Source organism: Amycolatopsis sp. PS_44_ISF1 (genome assembly GCF_032335455.1).
Lineage (GTDB): Bacteria > Actinomycetota > Actinomycetes > Mycobacteriales > Pseudonocardiaceae > Amycolatopsis.
Map to the genome: position 1 here is coordinate 247,598 of NZ_JANUXO010000001.1, position 23,602 is coordinate 271,199.

At 72.3% G+C, this 23,602-nt stretch carries 20 protein-coding genes; 7 read left to right on the plus strand and 13 right to left on the minus strand.

All coding sequences use genetic code 11. The features are described 5' to 3' along the window. Nucleotides 1–11: 11 nt before the first annotated feature. On the minus strand, nt 12–1,751 hold the full coding sequence (locus tag NYF13_RS01140; protein WP_315653600.1) for a glycerol-3-phosphate dehydrogenase/oxidase: 1,740 nt from the start codon (nt 1,749–1,751) through the stop codon (nt 12–14). 234 nt (nt 1,752–1,985) lie between these two features. On the opposite strand from NYF13_RS01140, the gene NYF13_RS01145 reads away from it, so the two are divergent. Further along, nucleotides 1,986–2,732 (plus strand): MIP/aquaporin family protein, encoded by a 747-nt coding sequence (locus NYF13_RS01145; protein ID WP_315653601.1) that lies wholly within the window; start codon nt 1,986–1,988, stop codon nt 2,730–2,732. Nucleotides 2,733–2,765: 33 nt separating this feature from the next. Continuing rightward, entirely contained in the window at nt 2,766–4,274 is a 1,509-nt protein-coding gene (glpK, locus tag NYF13_RS01150; protein ID WP_315653602.1) for a glycerol kinase GlpK, read from the plus strand. 99 nt (nt 4,275–4,373) lie between these two features. Here the strand turns inward: glpK and NYF13_RS01155 are convergent, their stop codons facing one another. The 5 genes from NYF13_RS01155 to NYF13_RS01175 all read right to left on the minus strand — a co-directional run bounded on the left by NYF13_RS01155 (nt 4,374) and on the right by NYF13_RS01175 (nt 7,991). Continuing rightward, on the minus strand, nt 4,374–4,976 hold the full coding sequence (locus tag NYF13_RS01155; RefSeq protein ID WP_315653603.1) for a class F sortase: 603 nt from the start codon (nt 4,974–4,976) through the stop codon (nt 4,374–4,376). 108 nt (nt 4,977–5,084) lie between these two features. After that, nucleotides 5,085–5,294 (minus strand): hypothetical protein, encoded by a 210-nt coding sequence (locus tag NYF13_RS01160; protein WP_315653604.1) that lies wholly within the window; start codon nt 5,292–5,294, stop codon nt 5,085–5,087. Between the two features lie 31 nt (nt 5,295–5,325). Further along, entirely contained in the window at nt 5,326–5,814 is a 489-nt protein-coding gene (locus NYF13_RS01165) for a hypothetical protein (RefSeq protein WP_315653605.1), read from the minus strand. A gap of 207 nt (nt 5,815–6,021) precedes the next feature. Next, entirely contained in the window at nt 6,022–6,504 is a 483-nt protein-coding gene (locus NYF13_RS01170) for a hypothetical protein (protein WP_315653606.1), read from the minus strand. Nucleotides 6,505–6,587: 83 nt separating this feature from the next. Beyond that, on the minus strand, nt 6,588–7,991 hold the full coding sequence (locus NYF13_RS01175; RefSeq protein WP_315653607.1) for an NAD(P)H-quinone dehydrogenase: 1,404 nt from the start codon (nt 7,989–7,991) through the stop codon (nt 6,588–6,590). Nucleotides 7,992–8,121: 130 nt separating this feature from the next. Here NYF13_RS01175 and NYF13_RS01180 point away from each other — a divergent pair, with 130 nt between their 5' ends. Then, nucleotides 8,122–8,574, plus strand: coding sequence for a gamma-glutamylcyclotransferase (locus NYF13_RS01180; protein WP_315653609.1), 453 nt, complete (start codon nt 8,122–8,124; stop codon nt 8,572–8,574). A 103-nt stretch (nt 8,575–8,677) separates the two neighbouring features. Here the strand turns inward: NYF13_RS01180 and NYF13_RS01185 are convergent, their stop codons facing one another. The 6 genes from NYF13_RS01185 to NYF13_RS01210 form a co-directional block, all read right to left on the minus strand. After that, nucleotides 8,678–8,863 (minus strand): hypothetical protein, encoded by a 186-nt coding sequence (locus tag NYF13_RS01185; RefSeq protein ID WP_315653610.1) that lies wholly within the window; start codon nt 8,861–8,863, stop codon nt 8,678–8,680. A gap of 677 nt (nt 8,864–9,540) precedes the next feature. Then, nucleotides 9,541–10,842, minus strand: a complete 1,302-nt coding sequence (locus NYF13_RS01190; protein ID WP_315653611.1) for an amidohydrolase — start codon at nt 10,840–10,842, stop codon at nt 9,541–9,543. A gap of 213 nt (nt 10,843–11,055) precedes the next feature. Then, a complete protein-coding gene (locus tag NYF13_RS01195; protein WP_315653612.1) occupies nt 11,056–11,370 on the minus strand; it encodes a hypothetical protein in 315 nt (104 codons plus the stop codon). A 135-nt stretch (nt 11,371–11,505) separates the two neighbouring features. Beyond that, a complete protein-coding gene (gene meaB / locus NYF13_RS01200; RefSeq protein WP_315653614.1) occupies nt 11,506–12,501 on the minus strand; it encodes a methylmalonyl Co-A mutase-associated GTPase MeaB in 996 nt (331 codons plus the stop codon). A 3-nt stretch (nt 12,502–12,504) separates the two neighbouring features. After that, nucleotides 12,505–14,721, minus strand: a complete 2,217-nt coding sequence (gene scpA / locus NYF13_RS01205; protein ID WP_315653615.1) for a methylmalonyl-CoA mutase — start codon at nt 14,719–14,721, stop codon at nt 12,505–12,507. Continuing rightward, entirely contained in the window at nt 14,718–16,586 is a 1,869-nt protein-coding gene (locus NYF13_RS01210; protein WP_315653617.1) for a methylmalonyl-CoA mutase subunit beta, read from the minus strand. Before NYF13_RS01210 ends, scpA begins: the two co-directional genes overlap by 4 nt. A 190-nt stretch (nt 16,587–16,776) precedes the next feature. Here NYF13_RS01210 and NYF13_RS01215 point away from each other — a divergent pair, with 190 nt between their 5' ends. Then, entirely contained in the window at nt 16,777–18,780 is a 2,004-nt protein-coding gene (locus tag NYF13_RS01215; protein ID WP_315657135.1) for a serine/threonine-protein kinase, read from the plus strand. Nucleotides 18,781–19,188: 408 nt separating this feature from the next. After that, the gene (locus NYF13_RS01220; RefSeq protein WP_315653619.1) at nt 19,189–19,974 is read left to right on the plus strand and encodes a purine-nucleoside phosphorylase; all 786 of its coding nucleotides are present in this window, start codon (nt 19,189–19,191) and stop codon (nt 19,972–19,974) included. 58 nt (nt 19,975–20,032) lie between these two features. On the opposite strand, the gene NYF13_RS01225 is transcribed toward NYF13_RS01220, so the two are convergent. Next, complete coding sequence (locus tag NYF13_RS01225) at nt 20,033–21,181, minus strand: glycosyltransferase (RefSeq protein WP_315653620.1); 1,149 nt, start codon at nt 21,179–21,181, stop codon at nt 20,033–20,035. A 34-nt stretch (nt 21,182–21,215) separates the two neighbouring features. Here NYF13_RS01225 and NYF13_RS01230 point away from each other — a divergent pair, with 34 nt between their 5' ends. After that, nucleotides 21,216–22,847: a phospho-sugar mutase gene (locus NYF13_RS01230; RefSeq protein ID WP_315653622.1), complete on the plus strand. Its 1,632-nt coding sequence runs from the start codon at nt 21,216–21,218 to the stop codon at nt 22,845–22,847. A gap of 103 nt (nt 22,848–22,950) precedes the next feature. After that, nucleotides 22,951–23,403: an NAD(P)H-dependent oxidoreductase gene (locus tag NYF13_RS01235; protein WP_315653624.1), complete on the plus strand. Its 453-nt coding sequence runs from the start codon at nt 22,951–22,953 to the stop codon at nt 23,401–23,403. Nucleotides 23,404–23,602 lie beyond the last annotated feature (199 nt).

A 23,602-nucleotide genomic window follows, 5' to 3' on the forward strand; every position in this document is an offset into this window, starting at 1 on the left:
CACGGGCGACGTCAGCTGACCGGCTCGATGATGCCCGCCCTGGCCTCGGGCGCGGCGGCGCGCAACGCGTCGGCCAGGTCGTCCGTGGCCTGCGACTGCGACTCCTTCTCCGCCAGCACCCGGGCCGAGTAGACCTCGACCTCGCGGTCGATCTCCTCGGCCGACCAGCCGAGCACCTCGCCGGCCAGTTGCGCGACCTGCTTGGCGCAGTCGACGCCGCGGTGGGCGTACTCGATGGAGATGCGCGTGCGGCGGGCCAGCACGTCTTCGAGGTGCAGCGCACCCTCGTGGCTGGCCGCGTACACGACCTCGACGCCCAGGTAGTCCGGCGCCGACTCGATCGGCTTGAGCAGCTCCGGCCGGCCTTCGGCGAGCCCCAGCACCTCGTGCACCAGCGAGCCGTAGCGGTCGAGCAGGTGCCGCACGCGGTACGGGTGCAACCCGTGCTCGGCGGCCAGGTGATCGGCCTGGTTGACCAGCGCGTGGTAACCGTCGGCGCCGATCAGCGGCACCTTGTCGGTGATCGACGACGGCGGCCGGCCCGGCAGGTCCACCACGGCGGCGTCGACGGCGTCGGCCGCCATCACCCGGTACGTGGTGTACTTGCCGCCCGCGATCGCGACCAGGCCCGGTGCCACCCGCGCGACGGCGTGCTCGCGCGAAAGCTTCGAGGTCTCCTCGCTCTCCCCGGCCAGCAGCGGCCGGAGACCGGCGTACACCCCTTCGATGTCCTCGTGCGAGAGCGGGGTGGCGAGCACCTTGTTGACGTGCTCGAGGATGTAGTCGATGTCGTGCTTGGTGGCCGCGGGGTGGGCCAGGTCGAGGTTCCAGTCGGTGTCGGTGGTGCCGACGATCCAGTGGTTGCGCCACGGGATCACGAACAGCACCGACTTCTCCGTGCGCAGGATCAGCCCCGACTCCGAGACGATCCGGTCGCGCGGCACGACGATGTGCACGCCCTTGCTGGCGCGGACGCGGAACCGGCCGCGGCCGCCGGACAGGCGCTGGAGCTCGTCGGTCCACACCCCGGTGCAGTTGATCACCGCGCCGGCGTGGATCTCCGTCTCACGCCCGTCCTCGACGTCCCGCACGCGGACGCCGGAGATCCGGTCGGCCTCGTGCAGGAAGCCGACGACCTGCGTGGAGGTGCGCACGACGGCACCGTAGTGCGCGGCCGTGCGGGCGACGGTCATGGTGTGGCGGGCGTCGTCGGACTGCGCGTCGTAGTACCGGATGCCGCCGATCAGCGACGAGCGCTTGAGCGCCGGCACCATCCGCAGCGCCCCGGCCCGGGTCAGGTGCTTCTGCCCGGGCACCGACCGGGCTCCCCCCATCGTGTCGTACATCAGCAGGCCGGCCGCGGTGTAGGGCCGCTCCCACCCGCGGTGGGTCAGCGGGTACAGGAAGCTCACCGGCTTCACCAGGTGCGGGGCCAGCTTGGTGAGCATCAGCTCACGCTCGTGCAGCGCCTCGCGGACCAGGCCGAACTCCAGCTGCTCCAGGTACCGCAGGCCACCGTGGAAGAGCTTGCTCGACCGGCTGGACGTGCCGGAGGCGAGATCGCGCGCCTCGACCAGCGCGACCCGGAGGCCGCGGGTGGCCGCGTCGAGCGCGGTCCCGGCGCCGACCACGCCGCCGCCGATCACCACCAGGTCGAACGTCTCCCGGCCGAGGCGCTCCCAGGTCTGTTCCCGGCGCAGCGGGCCCAGCCGGGCCGCGGTCTGGTCGGCTTCGTGCTGAGAACTCGTCACCAGTCACTCCTCCTCGTACTCCCGGAGTCCAGCATCGCACGGCTCGGTGACCACGCGCCCACCTCGGTGTGACACGTGTGGCGTAACCCTCCAAGATCTGGGTGACATTGGTGGCGCCGACGCCTGGAATGATCTTGTACGCCCGGGTAACGTCCCCCCGATCCGGGTCGGCAACGCTGCCGTGGCACCGCGTGATCGGCCCTGCGCAGAGTGTCCAGTGTGGAGGTAACGAGCTTGAGTGCCGGAGCGATTTTCGTCTGGGAGCTGCTGGGAACAGCGGTGCTGATCCTCTTGGGTAACGGGGTCGTGGCCAACCACGTGCTGCGCAAGAACAACGGCCACAACGGCGGGATCCTGTTCATCACCTTCGGCTGGGCCTTCGCCGTGTTCACCGGGGCCAGCATCGCCGCCCCGAGCGGCGCGCAGCTCAACCCGGCGCTCACCCTCGGGCTCGCCATCGCCGGCAAGACCGCCTGGGCCGACGTGCCGTTCTACGTCCTCGGCCAGATGGTCGGCGCCATCCTGGGCGCGGTGCTGTGCTGGCTGCTGTACAAGCTGCAGTTCGACGACCACCCCGAGCCCGCCGAAACGCTGGGCATCTTCTCCACCGCCCCGCAGATCCCGAACAAGGCGTGGAACCTGGTGACCGAGATCATCGGCACCTTCGTGCTGGTCGCCTGGGTGCTGCTCAGCCCGGTCTACGGGACCACCAAGGGCACCCCGGACTTCGGCAACTCCGCGCTCGGCTACGCGGGCGTGTCCTTTGTGGTCCTGGTGATCGGCATCTCGCTGGGCGGGCCCACGGGTTACGCCATCAACCCGGCGCGCGACCTCGGCCCGCGCATCGCCTACTCGTTCCTGCTGCCGATCAAGAACAAGCGCGACGGCAACTGGGGCTACGCGTGGATCCCCGTCCTCGGCCCGGTGATCGGCGGCGGGCTGGCCGCGCTGCTGTACCTGGCCGTGCACAACCTGACCTGACCTTCACCGCCGAGTCCTCCCGGAGCGAAAACCATGACCTCTTACGTAGCCGCGATCGACCAGGGCACCACCTCGACCCGCTGCATGATCTTCGACCACTCCGGCCGGGTGGTCGCCGCCGACCAGCGCGAGCACGAGCAGATCTTCCCCAAGGCGGGCTGGGTCGAGCACAACGCCGAGGAGATCTGGGAGAACACCCGCGCCGTGGCCGCGGGCGCGCTGGCCCGGGCCGACCTGAAGCCGGCCGACATCGCCGCCGTCGGCATCACCAACCAGCGCGAGACCGCGCTGGTCTGGGACCGCACCACCGGCAAGCCGGTGTACAACGCGATCGTCTGGCAGGACACCCGCACCGACAAGATCGTCACCGAGCTGGGCGCGCTGGGCGGCGGCCAGGAGCGGTACCGGCAGAAGGTCGGCCTGCCGCTGGCCACCTACTTCTCCGGCCCGAAGGTGAAGTGGATCCTCGACAACGTCGAGGGCGCCCGCGAGAAGGCCGAGGCCGGTGACCTGATCTTCGGCAACATGGACACCTGGGTGCTGTGGAACATGACCGGCGGGACCGACGGCGGCATCCACGTCACCGACCCGACCAACGCCTCGCGCACCCTCCTGATGGACCTCGACACCCTGAGCTGGGACTCCGAGATCGCGGCCGAGATGGGCATCCCGCTGTCGATGCTGCCGGAGATCCGGTCCTCGTCCGAGGAGTACGGCAAGGTCCGCGAGCGGGGCGCGCTCGCGGGCGTGCCGATCGCGGGCATCCTCGGCGACCAGCAGGCGGCGACGTTCGGCCAGGCCTGCCTCTCGCCCGGCGAGGCCAAGAACACCTACGGCACCGGCAACTTCGTGCTGCTCAACACCGGCACCGAGAAGGTGATGTCGGACAACGGCCTGCTCACCACGGTCTGCTACAAGATCGGCTCGAACGACACGGTGTACGCGCTGGAGGGCTCGATCGCGGTCACCGGCTCGCTGGTGCAGTGGCTGCGCGACAACCTGGGCATGCTCTCGAGCGCGGCCGAGGTCGAGAAGTACGCCCGCACCGTGGAGGACAACGGCGGCGCGTACTTCGTGCCGGCCTTCTCCGGCCTCTTCGCCCCGTACTGGCGCTCCGACGCGCGCGGCGCGATCGTCGGCCTCACCCGGTTCGTCAGCAAGGGCCACCTGGCGCGGGCGGTGCTGGAGGCCACGGCGTTCCAGTCGCGCGAGGTGATCGAGGCGATGAACGCCGACTCGGGCGTGCCGCTCAAGTCCTTGAAGGTGGACGGCGGCATGGTGGTGAACGAGCTGCTGATGCAGTTCCAGGCCGACATCCTCGGGGTGCCGGTGATCCGGCCGGTGGTCGCCGAGACGACCGCGCTGGGTGCCGCGTACGCCGCCGGGCTGGCCGTCGGATTCTGGGAGTCCGAGGACGACATCCGCACCAACTGGGCCCAGGACAAGCAGTGGGACCCTTCGATGGACGAGTCCCGGCGCGAATCCGAGTACCGCAACTGGAAGAAGGCCGTGACCAAGACCTTCGACTGGGTGGAAGACTGAGCCGTTGCTCCACCGACCGGAAACCGGGTCCCGCGCCCACCGCCGACCGGGTGGGTGCGGGACTTCTGGCTTGCGGGGATTTCGCCCGGCTTCGATCGGTCAGCGACCTTCGGGGACCAGTCCGGCGTAGACGATGATGTTGTCCACGTAGTTGTGCGCCGCGTGGTCGAACCCGCCGCCGCAGGTGATCAGGCGCAGTTCGGGGCCGGCGGTGTCGCCGTAGACCGCGTCGCTCGGGAAGACGTCCTTGGGCACTTCGTCCACCTTGGTCACCTCGAAGTGCGCGGTGCGGCCGTCCCGGCGCGCGATCGCGACCTCGTCGCCCGGCTTGACCTCCTTGAGCCGGTAGAAGATGCCCTTGTGCTTGTTGCCGTCCACGTGCCCCAGCACCACGGCCGGCCCGGTCTCCCCCGGCGTCGGGCCGAACTCGTACCAGCCGGCCTGCAACGGCGTGCTGACCGGCGGCACCTGGACGGTGTCGTCCGGGTTCAGCCCGAGCGGCACCAGCGACGAGTGCGCCCCGATGCTCGGGATGTCCAGCGAAACCGGGTCCGACTTGGGCAGCTCCGCCACCGCCGCGGTCTCCGGACCGACGGGTTGCGCCCGGCTGACGGGCGGCGGTGCCGGGGTGGTCCCCGCCCCGCATCCCCCGAGCAGCAGCGCGGCCCCCACCGCCACCGCGGCGAACGACTTCCTGGTCATGCCTCCCCCTCCAGCTTTCCGTCCGGGCGGTCACGGCCCCCGGCCGACCAGCCCGGTCACGTCCCGGTGGCGGGCCCGGAGACCTGCCACCGGGCGGCGGCGCACCCGTCAACGACGGGTCTTGTGCCGCACCAACGCGATCCCGGCGCTGCCGAGGGCCACCACACCCATGGCGGCCGCGGCCGGGTACTCGTCACCGGACGGAGCGGAAGCCGAGGCCGCCCCCGGATCCCCGGTCCCGGGCGAGGCCGTGGCCACCGCCGGGGCCAGCACCAGGAATCCCGCGCCGGCCAGGCCCGTGATCGTCGACCTCAGCACCGCTCCTGCCCCCGCAGCCGAACGCCGGCCGTCAGTCGATGACGTAGCCATCGCTGCCGCCGGTCTGCGGGGCGCCCGAGGGCACCTTCGTGACCTGCTTCTTCGCGGTGGCGGGCAGCACGGTGAACTTCGTCGTGATCCGCGCGCCGCCGCATTCGTAGGACGCGGTGTAAGCGCCCGGCTTCGCGTTCTTCTTCACCGTCGCCGTGCCCTTGGACAGCGGCGCGACCTTCGGGTTGTGCTCCGGGCCCGCGGTCAGCTTGCCGAAGTCCAGCACCGGCGAGCTCAGCTTCGCGATGTACCCGGCCTCGCAGCCCACGCGCACGGCGACCTGGGCGCCGGGGCGGCCCACCGCCGGCAGCACCCGCAGGAACGCCTTCGGGTTCCCCGGGACGTGGTCCTGGCTCGTCGGCGCGGTGACCGGCGAGCTGGTGGGCGCGCCGGTGCCGGCGGCGAACGCCGGTGCCGCGATGAGCATGCCCGCGGCCAGCACGCCCGAGAAAACGACAATACGCTTCATGATTGACCCCGATTGATGAAGTGATCCCGATATCCGACACGGAGGTCCCCGCGCCCGACGCGCAGTTCCCCCTGCCGTCCTGGGCGCTTTTTCCTCCGACCACCAAGAGACGTCCATGCTGGTACCGGGGTTGCCAGCCGGATCGGAGAAAAAACGAAGGAGCCGCCGGGAACGGATTCCCGGCGGCTCCTGGTCGTTGCCCGGCGACTATTCGGCGAGGCTCCCGTCGCCCGCTTTCGCCGCACCCGCGGGCACTCGGTCCACCTGCGCCGCCGGCACGGTGAACGTGGCGCGGTAGGTGTTTCCGCCACAGTTCACCGTGAGCGGGTAGCGGCCCGCGGGCGTGTCGGTCAGCAGCAGCGCGTCGGCACTCACGTTGGCTTCCACCCCGACGTGCGGGCCGAAGTTGTAGTGCTCGAAGAACAGCACCGGCGAGCTGAACGAGGCCGAGCCGGCCCCGGCCCCGGGGCACTGGGCGAGCGCGACGTTCGCCTCCCCGCGCTGGAACTCGTTCACCATCCCGTGCTGGGCGGCGGTGTCGAGGTTCAGCTGGACGGTCACGGCCGGACCGGGCCGGGCCGGGGCCTGACCGTCGGCCGCGGCCGTCGCCGGACCGGCCACCGCGGCCACGGTGGCCGCCCCGATCGCACCGATCGCCGCCACCGCAACGAAAACCGCCCTCTTGCGCACCCTCGGCCCCTTGTCCCACATCGCCGTCAGCCTGTCACCGAGCAAGACGCGGGAACGGGCCCGGGGTTGCCCACGCCGGGGAATCAGTCCAGATCGTCGTGACGCATGAGCTGACGGCCCGCTTCGGTGATCGAACCGGACAGCGAGGGGTACACCGAAAAGGTCAGGGCCAGGTGGTCCACGGTCAGCTGGTTCTGCACCGCGAGCGCGATCGGCAGGATCAGCTCGCTCGCCGACGGGGCCACCACGACCCCGCCGACCACCACCCCGGTGGCGGGGCGGCAGAAGAGCTTCACGAAACCGCGGCGCAGGCCCTCCATCTTGGCGCGCGCGTTGGTGGCCAGCGGCAGCATGATCGTGCGCGCCGGCACCTCACCGGAGTCGATCGCGTGCTGGCTGATCCCCACGGTCGCGATCTCCGGGTGGGTGAACACGTTCGCGGCCACGGTCTTGAGCTTGATCGGCGCCACGCCCTCGCCCAGCGCGTGCCACATCGCGATCCGGCCCTGCATGCTGGCCACCGACGCCAGCATCAGCAGCCCGGTGCAGTCGCCCGCGGAGTAGACGCCGGGCACGCTCGTGCGCGAGACGCGGTCCACGGTGATGAACCCGCCGGGGCCGGGCTCGATGCCGACCTTTTCGAGGCCGATGCCGGTGGTGTTGGGGATCGAGCCGACGGTCATCAGCGCGTGGCTGGCCTCGATCACCCGGCCGTCGGCGAGGTGGACGGCGACGCCCTTCTCGGTGCGCTCCACCCGCTCCGCGCGAGCGTGCTTCGCGACCGTGGTGCCGCGCTGGGAGAAGACCTCCTCCAGCACCGCGGCGGCGTCGGCGTCCTCGTGCGGCAGCACGCGGTCGCGGCTGGAGACCACGGTGACCTTGACCCCCATCTCGGTGTAGGCCGAGGCGAACTCCGCGCCGGTCACCCCCGAGCCGATCACGGCGAGGTGCTCGGGCAGCTCGGTGAGGTCGTAGAGCTGGCGCCAGTCGAGGATGCGCTCGCCGTCGGGCACCGCGCCGGGCAGCACTCGCGGGGTGGCGCCGGTGGCGATCAGCACGACGTCGGCGTTCAGCGGCTCGGTGATGCCGTCCGGGTGCGTGACGGCGACCTTGTGCGTGGCCAGGCCCGGCTCGTCGTCGCAGAAGCGCGCTTCGCCGATGATCACGCGGACGCCCTCGCGCTGCACCCGCGCGCGGATGTCCGCGGACTGCGCCAGCGCGAGCCCCTTCACCCGGCCGTGCACGGTCGGCAGGTCGATGCCGGTGTCCGCCAGGTCGGTGTTGATGCCCAGCTCACCGAGGTCGTGCATCTTGGCCAGCGCCCCGGAGGAGGCGATGAACGTCTTCGACGGCACGCAGTCGTAGAGGACGCAAGCGCCACCCAGACCATCGCGTTCGACGATGGTCACGTCGGCGCCGTGTTGCGCGGCGACCAGTGCGGCTTCGTAACCGGCCGGGCCCCCGCCCATGATCACGATCCTGGTCACCTGGAGTCCTCCTAGCTGGACGGGTCTGCGGTGCTCTCACCGTACGCGGAGGGGTGCCGGCGACACCCAGGTGGCCGGACACGGCACGTGCTTCCGCACGTGCGCCGGGTGGGTCGCTAGGCTGTCGTCCGTGCCGTTGTACGCCGCTTACGGATCCAACATGGAGCCCGCCCAGATGCTGGAGCGGGCCCCGCACTCGCCGATGTCCACCACCGGGTGGCTGGAGGGCTGGCGACTGACCTTCGGCGGTGAGGACCTGGGCTGGGAAGGCGCCCTGGCCACCATCGTCGAGGACGCCGCCTCCCGCGTGTTCGTGGTGATCTACGACGTCACCCCGCTCGACGAGGAGCGCCTCGACCGGTGGGAGGGCGGTGAGCTGGGGATGCACACCAAGCTCCGCCTCCGCGTGCAGACGATGGACGGCTCGGTGCTGCCCTGGCTGTACGTCCTGGACGCCTACGAAGGCGGTCTGCCCTCGGCCCGCTACCTGGGGGTGCTGGCCGACGCCGCCGAGGCCGCCGGCGCCCCGGCCGACTATGTGGATGACCTGCGGACCCGTCCGTGCTCCGGCATCACCGGCTGACCCCGGACTTCGCTCCAGCCTGTGGATAACTCGGCCGTTCCGGCCGTTGACCAGGACATCATGAACGGCGTTCACCATTGCCGGGTTTGGCGCCGGGCTTAGTTCACGCCTTGATCTTGCCAACGAGGTCGTGGCGGCCCGGCTCGATCTTGGCGGGATCGGTGCCGGGATCGGCGGAAACCCTTGGCGGGTAAGGGAAATCTGCACTTTTGGCAGGGCCTTCGAAGCGCCGGATGCGGTGGGGAATCACCCGCGGTGAAATGCGGTGTCCACGGTCGTGATCATGCATCACGGGACCGGGTGAAATAGCTGTCCACAGCGGTGGGGACAGCGGTGGAAATCACTCTCCGAGGTTGTCCACAGGCGGATCTCACCTGTGGACAACTCTGAGCCGTGCAGGTCGCGGACAGTGTTGAGGGGTGGGGTGAACTGGTTCAGGCCGGGGCGGCGGGATGGCTCAGCGCCACTGGGCGGAGAGGGCACGGACCAGCCCAGTTCACTGCTGGCAAACCACCAGCTCAGGACCGCTCACTCGTTGCCCGCAAGCCCACCGGATCGAGGCATCCCCGTCTCGCCGCCAGTGAGCCCGCCGGTCCAAAGCACCCCCGTCTCGCAGCTTGCAAGCCAACACAGCTCAGCAGCCACGAGCCGACCAGCACTGGCCGCCTCCCCAGTTCACCGCCGCGAGCCGATCAGCAGGCCACTCAGCCCACCGCCACCAGCCCAGGCCGACTCGGCTCGGCAGCCGCGAGCCCGCCAGCCCAGGCCAACGACCACGAGCCCACCGACCCAGCCCGACCACGAACCCGCTAGCCCAGGCCGACCCAGCCCAACGACTACGAACCCACCGGCCCAGGCCGACCCGGCTCGGCGACCGCGAGCCAACCGGCCCAGGCCGACCCGGCTCGGCGACCGCGAGCCGACCGGCCCAGGCCGACCCGGCTCGGCAGCCGCGAGCCGACCGGTTCAGGCCAGGGACGCGAGCGCCGTGTGCACCAGGGTCCGGACTCCCACCAGCAGTGCCCGCTCGTCGAGGACGAACGTCGGGCGGTGGATGTCCGACTGGGCGGCCGGGGGGCCGGGCCACACGCCGAGGCGGGCGAAGGCGCCCTGGACGTGCTCCAGGTACCAGCCGAAGTCTTCGCCGCCCGAGGACTGCTCCGTGCCGGCCAGGCCCTGCTCGCCGACCGCGGCCTCGACGCCGGCGCGGATCAGGGTGGTCGAGTCCTGGTCGGCGACCACCGGGGGGACGCCGCGGCGGTAGTCCAGGGAGAAGCCGACTCCGGTGGGGGCCAGCAGCGACTCCACCGAGGCCGCCACCAGCGGCTCCAGCTGCTTCCAGACCTCGTGGTCGGCCGTGCGCAGGGTTCCGCGCAGCACTCCGTCCTGCGGCACCGCGTTGGCGGCCTGGCCGGCGTGCACCGCGCCCCACACCAGCACGGTGCCCGACCGCGGGTCGACCCGGCGCGAGAGCACCGAGGGCAGCGAGGTGATCACCGTGCCCAGCGCGTACACCAGGTCGGCGGTCAGGTGCGGCCGCGAGGTGTGGCCGCCGGGCGAGGTCAGGCGCAGCTCGATCAGGTCGGCCGCCGAGGTCAGCGCACCGACCCGGGTGCCGACCTTCCCGACCTCCAGGCGCGGGTCGCAGTGCAGGCCGTAGATCCGCTCGACGCCCTCCAGCGCGCCCGCCGCGATCATGTCCAGCGCGCCGCCGGGCATGACCTCCTCGGCGGCCTGGAAGATCAGCCGCACGCGGCCGGGCAGCTCCGGGGCGCCGGCCAGCGCCCGGGCCGCACCCAGCAGGATCGCGGTGTGCGCGTCGTGGCCGCACATGTGCGCGACGCCTTCGACGGTCGAGGTGAACGGGAGCCCGGTGTCCTCGGTCAGCGGCAACGAGTCCATGTCCGCACGCAGGGCCACGCAGCGCTCGCCCCGGCCGATGTCGCACACCACGCCGGTGCCGCCGGGCAGCACCCACGGCTGGAGACCGGCCGAGCGCAGCAGCGAGACGACCAGCTCGGTGGTCGCGAACTCGTGCCGCGACAGCTCCGGGTGCGAGTGGATGTGCCGGCGCCAGGCGAACACGTCGGTCGCGTTGGCCCGCAGCCACTCGTCCAGCCAGAACGGGCCGCGGCCCGCACCGAAATCCTCCACGGCTGTCATGCTGACCCCGGCGTCGGCGATCAGCGCGGTGGGCACCTCGTTCGGGTTGGCGATACGACCCCGGGGGTCACCTGGAACGTCCGGTCGTGAATCAAGCACAGTCACGCCGCGCCTCCTCCGCAACACGGGTGGCCGCTGAGGTCACGCAGTGTGCCGGTCGTTGCTGTCTACGCATCGATGACGATCGTGCACCATGCAGGTGGCAAGAGTCGCGCCGGTGCCGGGCAGCCTAGGCGGCCGGTACCGGATCTGCGGTGAACGGCATGGTGAATTCGGCCAGGGCGAACGGAAAGCGCTCAGCGGTTCGCGGGCCGGACCTCAGCCCTTCCGCTGCTTCTTGGAGCGGGCCCGGCGGCCGAAGAAGACGATGGCCAGCAGCACCACCGCGACCCCACCCGCGATCAGCTTGTTCTTGGTCTTCGCGGAGTTCGCGGCGTCGGTCTGCGCCGGGTCGATCACCGGCCCCGGCTGGACCTGCCGCGGCGCGATGAGCAGTGCCGACGCGTGCGCGGTGACCTCGGCCGGCACCGTCACGCCCCCGGCGGGCACGACCACCACCGCCTGCGCCGGCGGCGCACCCGCCAGCAGCACGCCCAGCAGCCCCACCAGCAGCAGACCCCGCACCTTCGCCATGACTTCCCTTCTACGGCACTGACGGGCATTCTGCCCGTCGAACGGCCGGTCCGTCAGCCGCCACGCGGTGGAGACGCCCCACCCGCCGACCGCTGGGCGCCGCCGGACGATCGTTCGGCGTCCGGCGGGGCGTGGTCACTCCGCCACCGGGGTGGAGAACGCCTCCAGGATCCGTCCGGCGGCCAGGGTGGCGGTCAGCTCCCCGGCCCGGACCCCGCGCTCAACCTCGCCGACCAGCGCCCGCACGCCGGGGTGCGAGGTCAGCCGGTCGAGCAGTTGCTCCCGGACCATCGACCAGGTCCAGTCGACCTGCTGCCGGCGGCGCCGGTCGGCCAGCTCGCCGGACTCGGCCAGCAGGTCGCGGTGCCGGCCGATCTCGCCCCACACCCGGTCGAGGCCGGACCCCTCCAGCGCGCTGCAGGTCAGCACCGGGGGCGTCCACGACGCGTCGCGGCCGTAGATCATCCGCAGGGCGCCCGAAAGCTCCCTCGCCGCCCGTTTCGCGTCGTTCTCGTGCGGACCGTCCGCCTTGTTGACCGCGATCACGTCGGCCAGTTCCAGCACGCCCTTCTTGATGCCCTGCAACTGGTCGCCGGTGCGGGCCAGGGTGAGGAACAGGAAGCAGTCGACCATGTTGGCCACGGCCACTTCGGACTGTCCGACCCCGACCGTCTCCACCAGCACCACGTCGAAGCCCGCGGCCTCCATCAGCACGATCGTCTCGCGGGTGGCCCGCGCGACCCCGCCGAGCGTGCCGGAGGTCGGCGAGGGCCGGATGAACGCCCGGCCGTCGACCGCGAGCCGGGCCATGCGGGTCTTGTCGCCGAGGATCGAACCGCCGGTGCGGGTCGAGGAGGGGTCCACCGCCAGCACCGCGACCTGGTGCCCGGCCGCGGTCAGGTCCGTGCCCAGCTGGTCGATGAAAGTCGACTTACCGACTCCGGGCACGCCGGTGATGCCGACCCGCTGCGCGCCGCCAGCGTATGGCAGCAGCTCGACCAGCAGCTCCTGCGCCTGCGCCCGGTGGTCGGCGCGCTGGGACTCGACCAGCGTGATCGCCTTGGACAGCGTCCCGCGATCACCGGCGAGCACGCCCTTCGCGTACGCGGCGACGTCGATCTTGCGCGGCAAGGCTCAGGACTCCTGCTGGGCCAGCTGCTCGAGCAGGCCGATCGCGGCGTCCGCGATCACCGTGCCCGGCCCGAAGATCGCCGCGGCGCCCGCGGCGCGCAGCTGTTCGTAGTCCTGCGGCGGGATCACGCCGCCGACCACGACCATGATGTCCTCGCGGCCCAGCCCGGACAGCTCGTGGCGCAGCGCGGGCACCAGTGACAGGTGCCCGGCGGCCAGCGAGGACACGCCGATCACGTGCACGTCGGCCTCCGAAGCCTGCCGCGCGACCTCCTCCGGGGTGGAGAACAGCGGGCCGACGTCGACGTCGAAGCCGATGTCGGCGAACCCGGTGGCGATCACCTTCTGGCCGCGGTCGTGACCGTCCTGGCCCATCTTCGCGACCAGGATGCGCGGGCGCCGCCCCTCTGCTTCGGCGAACTTCGCGACCAGGTCACGGGCCTTCTCGACGTTGTCCGACTTCCCCACCTCCTCCCGGTACACGCCGGAGATCGTGCGGATCTGCCCGGAGTGGCGGCCCCAGACCTGCTCCAGCGAATCGGAGATCTCGCCGACCGTGGCCTTGGCCCGGGCCGCGTCGATGGCCAGCGCGAACAGGTTGCCGCCGTTGCGCGAGCCCTCGGTCAACCGCCGCAACGCGTCTTCGGTGGCCTGCGGGTCACGCTCCTCGCGCAGCCGTCGCAGCTTCTCCAGCTGCTGGGTGCGCACGCCCGCGTTGTCGATCTTCAGGACCTCGATGGCGTCGTCTCCGCCGTCGGCCTCGGAGACCTGGTACTTGTTCACCCCGATGACCGGCTGGCGGCCGGAGTCGATCCGCGCCTGGGTGCGCGCGGCCGCCTCCTCGATGCGCAGCTTCGGGATGCCCTCGTCGATCGCGCGCGCCATGCCGCCGGCCCCCTCGACCTCGGTGATGTGCCCCCACGCCTTGCGCGCCAGGTCGAAGGTCAGCTTCTCGACGAACGCGCTGCCGCCCCACGGGTCGATCACCCGCGTGGTCCCGGATTCCTGCTGTAGCAACAACTGGGTGTTGCGGGCGATGCGGGCGGAGAAGTCGGTGGGCAGGGCCAGCGCCTCGTCGAGGGCGTTGGTGTGCAGCGACTGCGTGTGCCCCTGGGTCGCGGCCATCGCCTCCACGCAGGTGCGGGTGACGTTGTTGTAGACGTCCTGCGCGGTCAGCGACCAGCCCGAGGTCTGCGAATGCGTGCGCAGGGACAGCGACTTCGGCGATTTCGGGTCGAACTGCTTCACCAGCTTCGCCCACAGCAGCCGGGCCGCGCGCAGCTTCGCGACCTCCATGAAGAAGTTCATCCCGATCGCCCAGAAGAACGACAGCCGCGGCGCGAACTTGTCCACGTCCAGCCCGGCCGCCACGCCCGCGCGGAGGTACTCGACGCCGTCCGCGAGCGTGTACGCCAGCTCCAGGTCGGCGGTCGCCCCGGCCTCCTGCATGTGGTAGCCGGAGATCGAGATGGAGTTGTACTTCGGCATGTGCTGAGAGGTGTAGGCGAAGATGTCGGAGATGACCCGCATCGAAGGCTGCGGCGGGTAGATGTAGGTGTTGCGGACCATGAACTCCTTGAGGATGTCGTTCTGGATCGTCCCCGCGAGCTGCTCGGGGGCCACCCCCTGCTCCTCGGCCGCGACCACGTAGAGCGCGAGCACCGGCAGCACGGCGCCGTTCATGGTCATCGACACCGACATCTTGTCCAGCGGGATGCCGTCGAAGAGCTGGCGCATGTCGTAGATCGAGTCGATGGCCACACCCGCCATGCCGACGTCGCCCGAGACGCGCGGGTGGTCGGAGTCGTAACCGCGGTGGGTGGCCAGGTCGAAGGCGACCGAAAGGCCCTTCTGCCCGGCCGCGAGGTTGCGGCGGTAGAAGGCGTTGGACTCCTCGGCGGTGGAGAACCCGGCGTACTGGCGGATGGTCCACGGCTGGTTCACGTACATCGTCGGGTACGGCCCGCGCAGGTAGGGCGCGATACCGGGGTAGGTGCCGAGGAAGTCCACATCGGACAGGTCTTCGGCCGTGTACACCGGCTTCACCCCGATGCCCTCGGGCGTCTCCCAGGCCAGCGCGTCCGGCCCCTTGCCGGTGGCGTCCTGCACGGCCTGCGCCCACGCGGCGCGGCCGGCCGGCCCTGACGACACTGACGGCGCTGACGACTCGGACGATTCCGACGGGCCGAGCGGCACGTCGGCGAAATTTGGGATGCTCATGCCGTCACTCCCAGCTGTGCGTGGATGCCGGTCAGCACTTCGAGTGCGTCACAACCGGCGAAGACGTTGCCGCTGATGCCTTCGTAGGACGCCTTGCCGGCGAGCAGCACGGTCTCGGCCCCCAGCGCGGCGGCGACCGAAGCCGCTTGTTCCTCGTACGCGGCGTCGGTGCCGCAAAGGCAGGCGACGCGGGCGCCGCTTTCACGGAACGCGGCGGGCAGGTCGCCGGTCGCGCCCGGGTTGACCGCTTCGAGGCCGCCGGCCTGGAACAGGTTCGCGGCGAACCCGGCGCGGGTGGTGTGCGCGGCGACCGGGCCGAGCGTGGCCAGGAAGACCTTCGGCCGTTCGCCGTGCTTTGCCAGGTAGGAGTCGGAGGCGTCGCGCAGCTTTTCGAACCCCTCGGCGTACCGGTGGCGCGGCAGGCCACCGTCCTGAGTGGACACCGGCAGCGGCTCGCGCCGCACCGGCTTCTCGGCCAGGTTCGGGAATTCGCTGACCCCGGTGATCGGGTCGCGGCGGGTGTCCAGCCGCCGGGTGCGCTGGGCCCAGGTCTGGGCCAGCCGCCCGGCCAGCGCGCCGGAGGCCAGCTCGGCCTCGACGCCGCCCGCGGCCTCGATCGCGGTGAACTCGGCCCACGCCGCTTCGGCCAGCTCGGCGGTCAGCTTCTCCACGTACCAGGACCCGCCCGCCGGGTCGATCACCCCGCCGAGCCGCGACTCCTCCAGCAGCACGGCGCTGGTGTTGCGGGCGATCCGCGAGGAGAACGCGTCCGGCCGGCCGATCGCGGAGTCGAAGGGCAGCACGGTGACGGCGTCCGCGCCCCCGACGCCCGCGCCGAAGCAGGCGACGGTGGTGCGCAGCATGTTCACCCACGGGTCGCGCTGGGTCAGCATCGCGGGCGAGGTCACGGCGTGCTGGTGCATGCCGCGCACGGCCGGATCGGCCCCGCAGACCTCGAGCACGCGGTCCCACAGCCGCCGCGCGGCGCGGAACTTGGCGATGGTGAGGAACTGGTCCGCGGTGGCGGCGAGCCGGAACTCCAACTGGCCCGCGGCGGCGTCGACCTCCAGACCCGCTTCGGTGAGCGCCCGCAGGTAGGCGACGCCGACGGCGATGGTCGCGCCCAGCTCCTGTGCGTCGGATCCGCCCGCTTCGTGGAACGGCAGGCCGTCCGCGACGAGCGTACGCAGCTTCGGGTACTTCGCGGCGACGCGCGCGGCGAGCTCGGCCGCCGGGGCGACGGGCTGGGCCTCGCCGGTCCGCGCCGTCACGCCGATCGGGTCCGCGCCCAGCGTGCCGACCGCTTCGCTGGCCGGGATCTCCCGCTCCGCGAACACCTCCAGCAGCGCCTGCGCGGCGGCTTCGTACTCGGGACCGGCGTCCAGGACCACGGGGGCGAGGTCGACGTACACCTCGTTCAACGCGTCGGCCAGCGCGGTCACCGGCAGGGCCGCGCCCCCGAGCAGCAGCCACACCGAGGAGGCGCCGCCTTCGAGGTCGGCGAGCACGGCGGTGTTGACGGCCTTCGCCCCGGGGCCGGCGTGGCGGACCCGGACGTCCCAGCCGGAGCTGATCACGCCTTCGGGCTTCGAACCGCGGACGAACGGCGGCAGACCGGGGTAACCGAGCTCGCCGACCGCGTCTTCCCGGGTGTAGAGCGGCTGGATCTCGATCCCGTCGTAGGTGCGGCTGACGAGCTTGCTCTCCGGGGCGCCGTCGAAGTCCTCCGGCAGCCGCCCGCTCTTGCGCAGGACGCCGGCCACCAGCTCCTGCCACCGGGCCCGCTCGGCGGCCGGGAAGCCGGCGGCGAGTTCGAGCCCGGGTTCGGGAATCGGCACCGACTCCGGACCAGCCACGTTCGTCATACCCAGTGATGGTAGAGGCCCGCCAGGCCCGGCACCTGTGACTCTAGTCGCCCGGCGGGGCATCCAGGGGGGACCCCGGATTCCACCCGAAGGGCTGGACACCCCCACTGAGTCGAAGACTGTCGGTGCCTTACGACACAATCAGGGGGTGTCGTCCTCGAGTGAATCCCCTTCCCCCGAGACCTCGCGAGTGGTCGCCGGCCGGTACCGCCTGAGGTCCGTGCTCGGGGCCGGCTCCATGGGCACCGTCTGGTCGGCCTACGACGAGTTCCTGCACCGGCCGGTGGCCGTCAAGGAGATGAAGCTGCCGCCGGGGGTGCCCGCCTCGCAGGCCGACGAGCTGCGTGAGCGGACCCTGCGCGAGGCGCGGGCCATCGCGGTGCTCTCCCACCCGAACGTGGTCATCCTGCACGACGTGGCCCGCGACGACAACGAGCCGTTCGTGGTGATGGAGCTGCTGCCCTCCCGCAGCCTGGCGCACATCCTGCGGGACCACGGACCGCTGAGCGTGGAGCAGGCCGCCGCCGTCGGCATCGCGGTCGCGGCGGCGCTGGAGGCGGCGCACGCGGCGGGCATCACGCACCGTGACGTGAAGCCGGGCAACGTGCTGGTGGCCGGCGACGGGCGGATCAAGCTGACCGACTTCGGCATCGCGCGCAACGTCTCCGAGGCGACCATGACCCGCACCGGGATCATGCTCGGCTCCCCCGCCTACATCGCGCCCGAGGTCGCCTCCGGCGGCGCGGTCACCCCCAACGCCGACCTCTGGGGCCTCGGCGCCACGCTGTTCGCCGCCGCACAGGGTGCTCCGCCCTACGACGCGGACGGCGACCCGCTGGAGACGGTCGGCAAGGTGGTCAACGGCAAGGTGCCCAAGCCGAACCCCGGCCCGCTGGCCGCGGTGATCAGCGCGCTGATGAAGAAGGAGCCGGAGAAGCGGATCTCGCTGCGCGAGGTGCGCCACCGGCTGTACCCGCTGCAGGGCAAGACGGCGCTGGACCTGTTCGAGCCGGAGCTGTTCCGCACCCCGGACGGCAAGAAGACCTCGGCCCACCTCGACGCCACCGACACCCAGGTGATCAAGACGGTCGCGCCCGAGGGCGAGCCGGCCGAGCCGAAGGCCGCGGCGAGCGCCCGGCTGGCCGCCGATCCCGGGCCACTGCCGTTCCTGCGCGGGTCTTCCGGGGGCGGGGTTTCCGGAGCTGGGGTCTTCGGGACTGGGTCTTCCGGGGCTGGCGGTGCTGGGGCTTCTGGGGGCGGGGTTTTCGGTACTGGGGCTGGCGGTGCTGGGGCTTTTGGCGCTGGGGCTTCTGGGGCTGGGGCTGGCGGTGCTGGGGCTTTCGGCGCCGGGGCTTCCGGGGGCGGGGCCTCCGGCGCGGGCTCGTTCGACCCCGGGCTGGCCGCGCTCGGAGCGGCCGGAGCCGGGATGGCCGGGGCCGGTTCGGCCGGGGCCTACCCGCCGGGTGCCGGCGCGCGACCGGCGGCCGGGACCACCCGGGCCCCGGCCCGGCGCGGGACCAAGGCGTCCGTGGCGCTGGCGCTGGTCGCGGTGGTGCTGTTCGCGGTCGCCGGGGGCGGCGGGTTCGCGCTGGCCCGGCTGGTCAGCGGGCAGCAGCTCCTGCCCCCGGCCGGCAGTCCGGCCGGCGGCGGCAACCCGCCGACGGTGACACCGCCGCCCTCTCCGCCGAAGCTGGTCCCGCAGAAGGGTGACGCGAGCGACACCGCGAACGCGACACCGGACAGCCTGTACACGGTGTCGGTGCCGGATGGCTGGAAGCGGTTCGCCGCGGGGCGGACCAGCCAGCAGCTCGGGCCGTCGATGGTGGTCCAGTACGTCTCGCCGGACGGCCGCCAGTCGCTGCGGCTGGAGCGCTACCCCGGCTTCTACAAGAGCCATTCGACCGACGACTACCTCACCAACCTGCAGACCACCTACAGCCCGGACACCTACACCGTCGCGCAGCCCCCCACCCCCACCGACGACGGGGTGGAGCTGACCTACCGCAACGTCGAGCACGCCCCGGCCAAGGCGAAGGACCAGACCGGGGCCATCACCCGCGCGACCTTCACGTCACTGCGGCAGGTCGACGCGAACCTGTGGGTGCTGTCGCTGACCGTGCCCTCGGAGCAGGAGGACACGGCGGCGGCCACGTTCCACCAGATCCTGCCCACCCTGTCGTTCACCGGCTCCTGAAATCCGGCGGGGCCGGTCGCGCGGGAAGCGGCGGCCCGAGCTGGCGGACCGGGTCAGCCTCGGTGCCGGGCGGAGGAAGAGGCGGTCGCCCTCCGGGCCGATCGTGGTCCCGGCTGGTGCTGACCGTCCTGCCGATGTTCAGCCGGATCGCCGACCGCCGGTCCGCGCGGCCCGGCTCCTCGATGACCCGCCCACCGGGCAGCACGACGCGCACAGTGTCGGCGGGCCGGGCCGGTCGCGTTCGCGGCGCTGACCCTGTTGCTCGTCCCTGATCCCGAGCCGCTGGATGTGCTCCGAGGCGCTGGCCCACGGCGTCCCGTGGCCGGGGCTGGTGCCGATCAGCTTCCGGTTGCCCGTCGGGCCGGTGGTGTTCCGGGCCGTCCGGAGTGCCCGGATACGCTCGGCGGCATGAGTAACCACGAGGAGGCGGCCGCCGCCGTCATCGCCGAGCGCACCGGCGTCGAGAAGCACGACATCGCCGTGGTGCTGGGCTCGGGCTGGCGCCCGGCCGCGGACGTGCTCGGCGAGGCCGAGGCGGAGATCTCGTTCGGCGAGCTGCCCGGTTTCACCACCCCGGGCGCGGTCGGGCACGGCGGCACGGTGCGCTCGCTCGACGTCGGCGGCAAGCGGGCGCTGGTCCTGCTCGGCCGCACGCACTTCTACGAGGGCAAGGGCATCGACCCGGTGGTGCACAACGTGCGCACGGCCGCCGCCGCCGGTGCCCGCACGGTGCTGCTGACCAACGCGGCCGGAGGTCTGCGCGAGGGCTTCCACGTCGGTCAGCCGGTGCTGATCTCCGACCACCTCAACCTCACCGCGCGGTCCCCGATCGCCGGTGCGAACTTCGTCGACCTGACCGACCTGTACTCCGCCCGCCTGCGCGGTCTGGCCCAGGAGATCGACAGCTCGCTGGAGGAGGGCGTCTACGCCGGCCTGGTCGGCCCGCACTTCGAGACCCCGGCGGAGATCCGGATGCTGCGCACCCTGGGCGCGGACCTGGTCGGCATGTCCACCGTCCTGGAGGCCATCGCGGCCCGCGCGGCCGGGCTCGAGGTGTTCGGCCTGTCCCTGGTGACCAACCTGGCCGCCGGTATGACGGGCGAGCCGCTGAACCACGAAGAGGTGCTGGAGGCGGGCCGCAACGCGGCCACCCGGATGGGGTCGCTGCTGCGGGAACTGGTGGCTCGCGCCTGAACCGCTCGCCGGCGGGCGATCCCGGCGCCGGCCGTCGTCGCCCCTCGGCGAGCCCTGCTCATGCGTACTCCCCCAACCGCGCCGCCACCTCCGCCGGCGAAGGCATTCCCGCGACCTCGGCGGCCAGCCCGCGGGCCGCGTCGGCCACGGTGGGATCGGCCAGCAGGGCCGCGGCCGAAGACCGCACCGACTCGGCCGTCGCCTCGTCGCCCACCAGCCTCGACCCCACGCCGGCCGCGAGGACGGCGGCAGCGTTCGTGAACTGGTCCGCCCCCTGCGGGAGGACCAACTGGGGCACCCCCGCGCCGAACGCGCCCAGCGTCGTGCCGCTGCCGCCGTGGTGCACGACCAGGTCGACGTGCGGCAGCAGGGCCGATTGGGGGACCCAGGACTCCAGGCGGACGTTCGGGGGCACCTGGCCCAGCGCCGCCACCTCCAGCGACGGCCCGGTCGCCACCAGCACCTGCGCGTCCAGCCCGGACAGTCCGGTGATCGCCGCGGTGAGCAGGTCCGCGTGGCTCATCGGGCTGGTGCCCAGCGTCAGGTAGATCAGGGGACGGGTGCGGTCGCGGCCGGGCAGTCCGGGCGGCAGTTCGCTCGTGTCGCTCCAGCCGACCGGGCGCAGCGGCACGCGGCGGGCCCGCGCCAGGAAATCGGGCGCCTGCACCGAAGGCGGGCAGATGTCGACGACCGGGTTGCCCCAGGACGGGCGGTCGTCGGTGAACCCCAGTTCCGCCGCGTGCTCCCGCTGCACCCGCTCGATCTCGATCATCGGGCCCTCCCGCGAAACCCGGCCGAATCCGTGGCCCAACGCCGGAACACCAGCGGCCATCGCCGCGAACGCCGCGCCGACGTTGCTGAACTCGTAGACGACGAGGTCCGGCCGACTCCGCGAGAAGAGCGCGCGGAGGTCCGCCGAGAACCGGTCGGGCAGCATCCGGCCGAAGACCTGGCCGATGATTTCGTCCAGGTCCTCCGGCGGCGCTTCGCGGGCCGTCGCCGGGTCGCCGGGAAACAGCGTGGCGAACGCTTCCCCGATCAGCACCCCCGCCGCCGCGGGTTCGAGGCCCGCCTTCGCCAGGGCCGGGTGGAAGTCCTCGGGGGTCGCGAAAACGACGTGGTGCCCGGCTTCGCGCGCGGCCACCGCGAGCGGCATCAAGGGGTAGAGGTGGCCGTAGGCCCCGAGGGCGCTGAAGAGCAGTCGCATCGTCCCGACGATAGCGGCGCCGTAGGCTGGCTCGGTGCCGAACAACCTCACCACCGAACTGCGCGACGCCACCTACCGGTGGATCGCCGACGACCCCGACCGCTCCTCCGGCGAAGAGTTGCAGCGGATCCTCGCCCGCGCGCTGGGCCAGGAGCCCGGCGCGGCCGAAGAGCTGGCGGACCGGATGGCCGGACCGCTGGAGTTCGGCACCGCGGGCCTGCGCGGTCCGGTGCGCGCGGGGCCGAACGGCATGAACGTCGCCGTGGTCACGCGGACCACGGCCGGGGTGGCCGACTGGCTGACCGCCCACGGCCACGCGGGCGGCGTGGTGGTGGTCGGCCGCGACGCGCGGCACGGCTCGGAGGCCTTCGCCACCGCCGCCGCCGAAGTGCTCACCGCCGCCGGTTTCACGGTGAAGGTGCTGCCCGAACCCCTGCCGACGCCACTGCTCGCGTATTCGGTGAAGCACTACGGCGCGGTGGCCGGAATCCAGATCACCGCTTCGCACAACCCGCCCGCCGACAACGGGTACAAGCTCTACGACGGCACCGGCGGCCAGATCGTGCCGCCGTCCGACGGGGAGATCGAGCGCGCCATCCAGGCCGCGCCCGCCGCGGTGAGCGTGCCGCGCGCGCCCGGGGCCGAGGTGGTCGACCCCCGCCCCGAGTACCTGGCCGAGGTCGCCGCCCTGCCGCACGGCGCGGCCCGTGAGATCCGGATCGCCGCCACCGCGCTGCACGGCGTCGGCGCGGAGACCGTCCGCGCCGCGCTGGCCCGGGCCGGGTTCACCGACGTGCACCTGGTCGCCGCCCAGTCCGAGCCCGACGCGGACTTCCCCACGGTCTCCTTCCCGAACCCGGAGGAGCCCGGCGCCACCGACCTGCTGCTGGCGCTGGCGTCCGAAGTGGACGCCGACCTCGCGGTGGCGCTCGACCCGGACGCCGACCGCTGCGCCCTCGGCGTGCCCGGCCGCGACGGCGGCTGGCGCATGCTCCGCGGCGACGAGACCGGCGTGCTGCTCGGCGCCCACGTTCTGTCCACAACGGACAGCCCCGATCCGCTGGTAGCCACCACCATCGTCTCCTCCTCGCTGCTCGGGGAGCTGGCGAAGGCGGCCGGCGCCCGGTACGCCGAGACGCTGACCGGCTTCAAGTGGCTGGTCCGCGCGGGCGAGGGGCTGGTCTTCGCCTACGAGGAGGCGCTCGGCCTCTGCGTGAACCCCGGCTTCGTGCGGGACAAGGACGGCATCGCCGCGGCGGTGGTCGCCGCCGGGCTGGCCGCCTCGCTCAAGGCCGAGGGCCGCAGCCCGCTGGACGTGCTCGACGAGCTCGCCTCCCGGCACGGGGTGCACCTCACCGACCAGGTCTCCCTGCGGGTCACCGATCTCGCCGTCCGCGGCCGGCTGATGGCCGGGCTGCGGGACCGGCCGCCGGCCGAGCTGGGTGGCGTCCCGGTGACGTCGGAGGACCTGCTCCCGGACGCCGACGTGCTCCGCCTGACCGGCGCGGGCCTGCGGGTGGTGATCCGCCCTTCGGGCACCGAGCCGAAGCTGAAGGCCTACCTGCAGTCGGTGCAGCCGGTGTCCGGCTCCCTGGACGCGGCACGGGAAACCGCGGCCGCCCGGCTCACCGCGGTGCGGGCGGACATCAGCGAGCTGCTGAGCTGACCGGCGCCGAGGCGCCGTAGGTGGATCTCCCCCACCAGCTCTCCCCGACCAGCCGAGCCGGATGCCCGCGCGGGGACGGGCGCCCGAGTGGCAGGCTCGGACCATGGCAACGCTGTTGATCGTGCACCACACGCCGTCGCCGTCGATGCAGGCGATGTTCGAGGCCGTGCTGGCCGGTGCGAAGCACCCGGACCTCGAGGGGGTGGACGTCGTCCGCCGTCCCGCGCTCGGCGCGACCGCCGCCGAGGTGCTCGCCGCTGACGGTTACCTGCTCGGCACCCCCGCGAACCTCGGCAGCATGAGCGGGGCGCTGAAGCACTTCTTCGACACCGTCTACTACCCCTGCCTCGACGCCACGCGCGGGCGGCCGTTCGGGGCGTACGTACACGGCAACAACGACACCGCGGGCACCGTCCGCCAGCTCGACGCCATCACCACCGGGCTGGGCTGGGCCCGGGTGGCGGAGCCGGTGCTGGTCACCGGGGAACCGGGCCGGGCGGAGCTGGCCGCGCTCACCGAGCTGGGCGGCACACTGGCCGCGACCTTGATGAGCTGAGCCGGGGGAGAACGACCCCGTGACGATAAGGGGCCTGTCACCGGAAGCCCTGGGGGTCGACCTCCGGCAACAGGCCAGATCAAGGGTTCGCAACGAAGCGATCAACCTTGACCTACCCAGCGTACTACAGAGAGGGCGATCATGACGAGCCCGCCGACGAGACAGGATCCCGCTCCGGGTTCCGGACACCCCCAGAGTG

Coding starts and splice junctions, on each gene's coding strand:
- glpK (WP_315653602.1), top strand. CDS start 2,766: ATGACCTCTTACGTAGCCGCGATCGACCAGGGCACCACCTCGACCCGC.
- NYF13_RS01155 (WP_315653603.1), bottom strand. CDS start 4,976: ATGACCAGGAAGTCGTTCGCCGCGGTGGCGGTGGGGGCCGCGCTGCTG.
- NYF13_RS01165 (WP_315653605.1), bottom strand. CDS start 5,814: ATGAAGCGTATTGTCGTTTTCTCGGGCGTGCTGGCCGCGGGCATGCTC.
- NYF13_RS01185 (WP_315653610.1), bottom strand. CDS start 8,863: ATGCATGATCACGACCGTGGACACCGCATTTCACCGCGGGTGATTCCC.
- NYF13_RS01195 (WP_315653612.1), bottom strand. CDS start 11,370: ATGGCGAAGGTGCGGGGTCTGCTGCTGGTGGGGCTGCTGGGCGTGCTG.
- scpA (WP_315653615.1), bottom strand. CDS start 14,721: ATGAGCATCCCAAATTTCGCCGACGTGCCGCTCGGCCCGTCGGAATCG.
- NYF13_RS01210 (WP_315653617.1), bottom strand. CDS start 16,586: ATGACGAACGTGGCTGGTCCGGAGTCGGTGCCGATTCCCGAACCCGGG.
- NYF13_RS01220 (WP_315653619.1), top strand. CDS start 19,189: ATGAGTAACCACGAGGAGGCGGCCGCCGCCGTCATCGCCGAGCGCACC.
- NYF13_RS01225 (WP_315653620.1), bottom strand. CDS start 21,181: ATGCGACTGCTCTTCAGCGCCCTCGGGGCCTACGGCCACCTCTACCCC.
- NYF13_RS01235 (WP_315653624.1), top strand. CDS start 22,951: ATGGCAACGCTGTTGATCGTGCACCACACGCCGTCGCCGTCGATGCAG.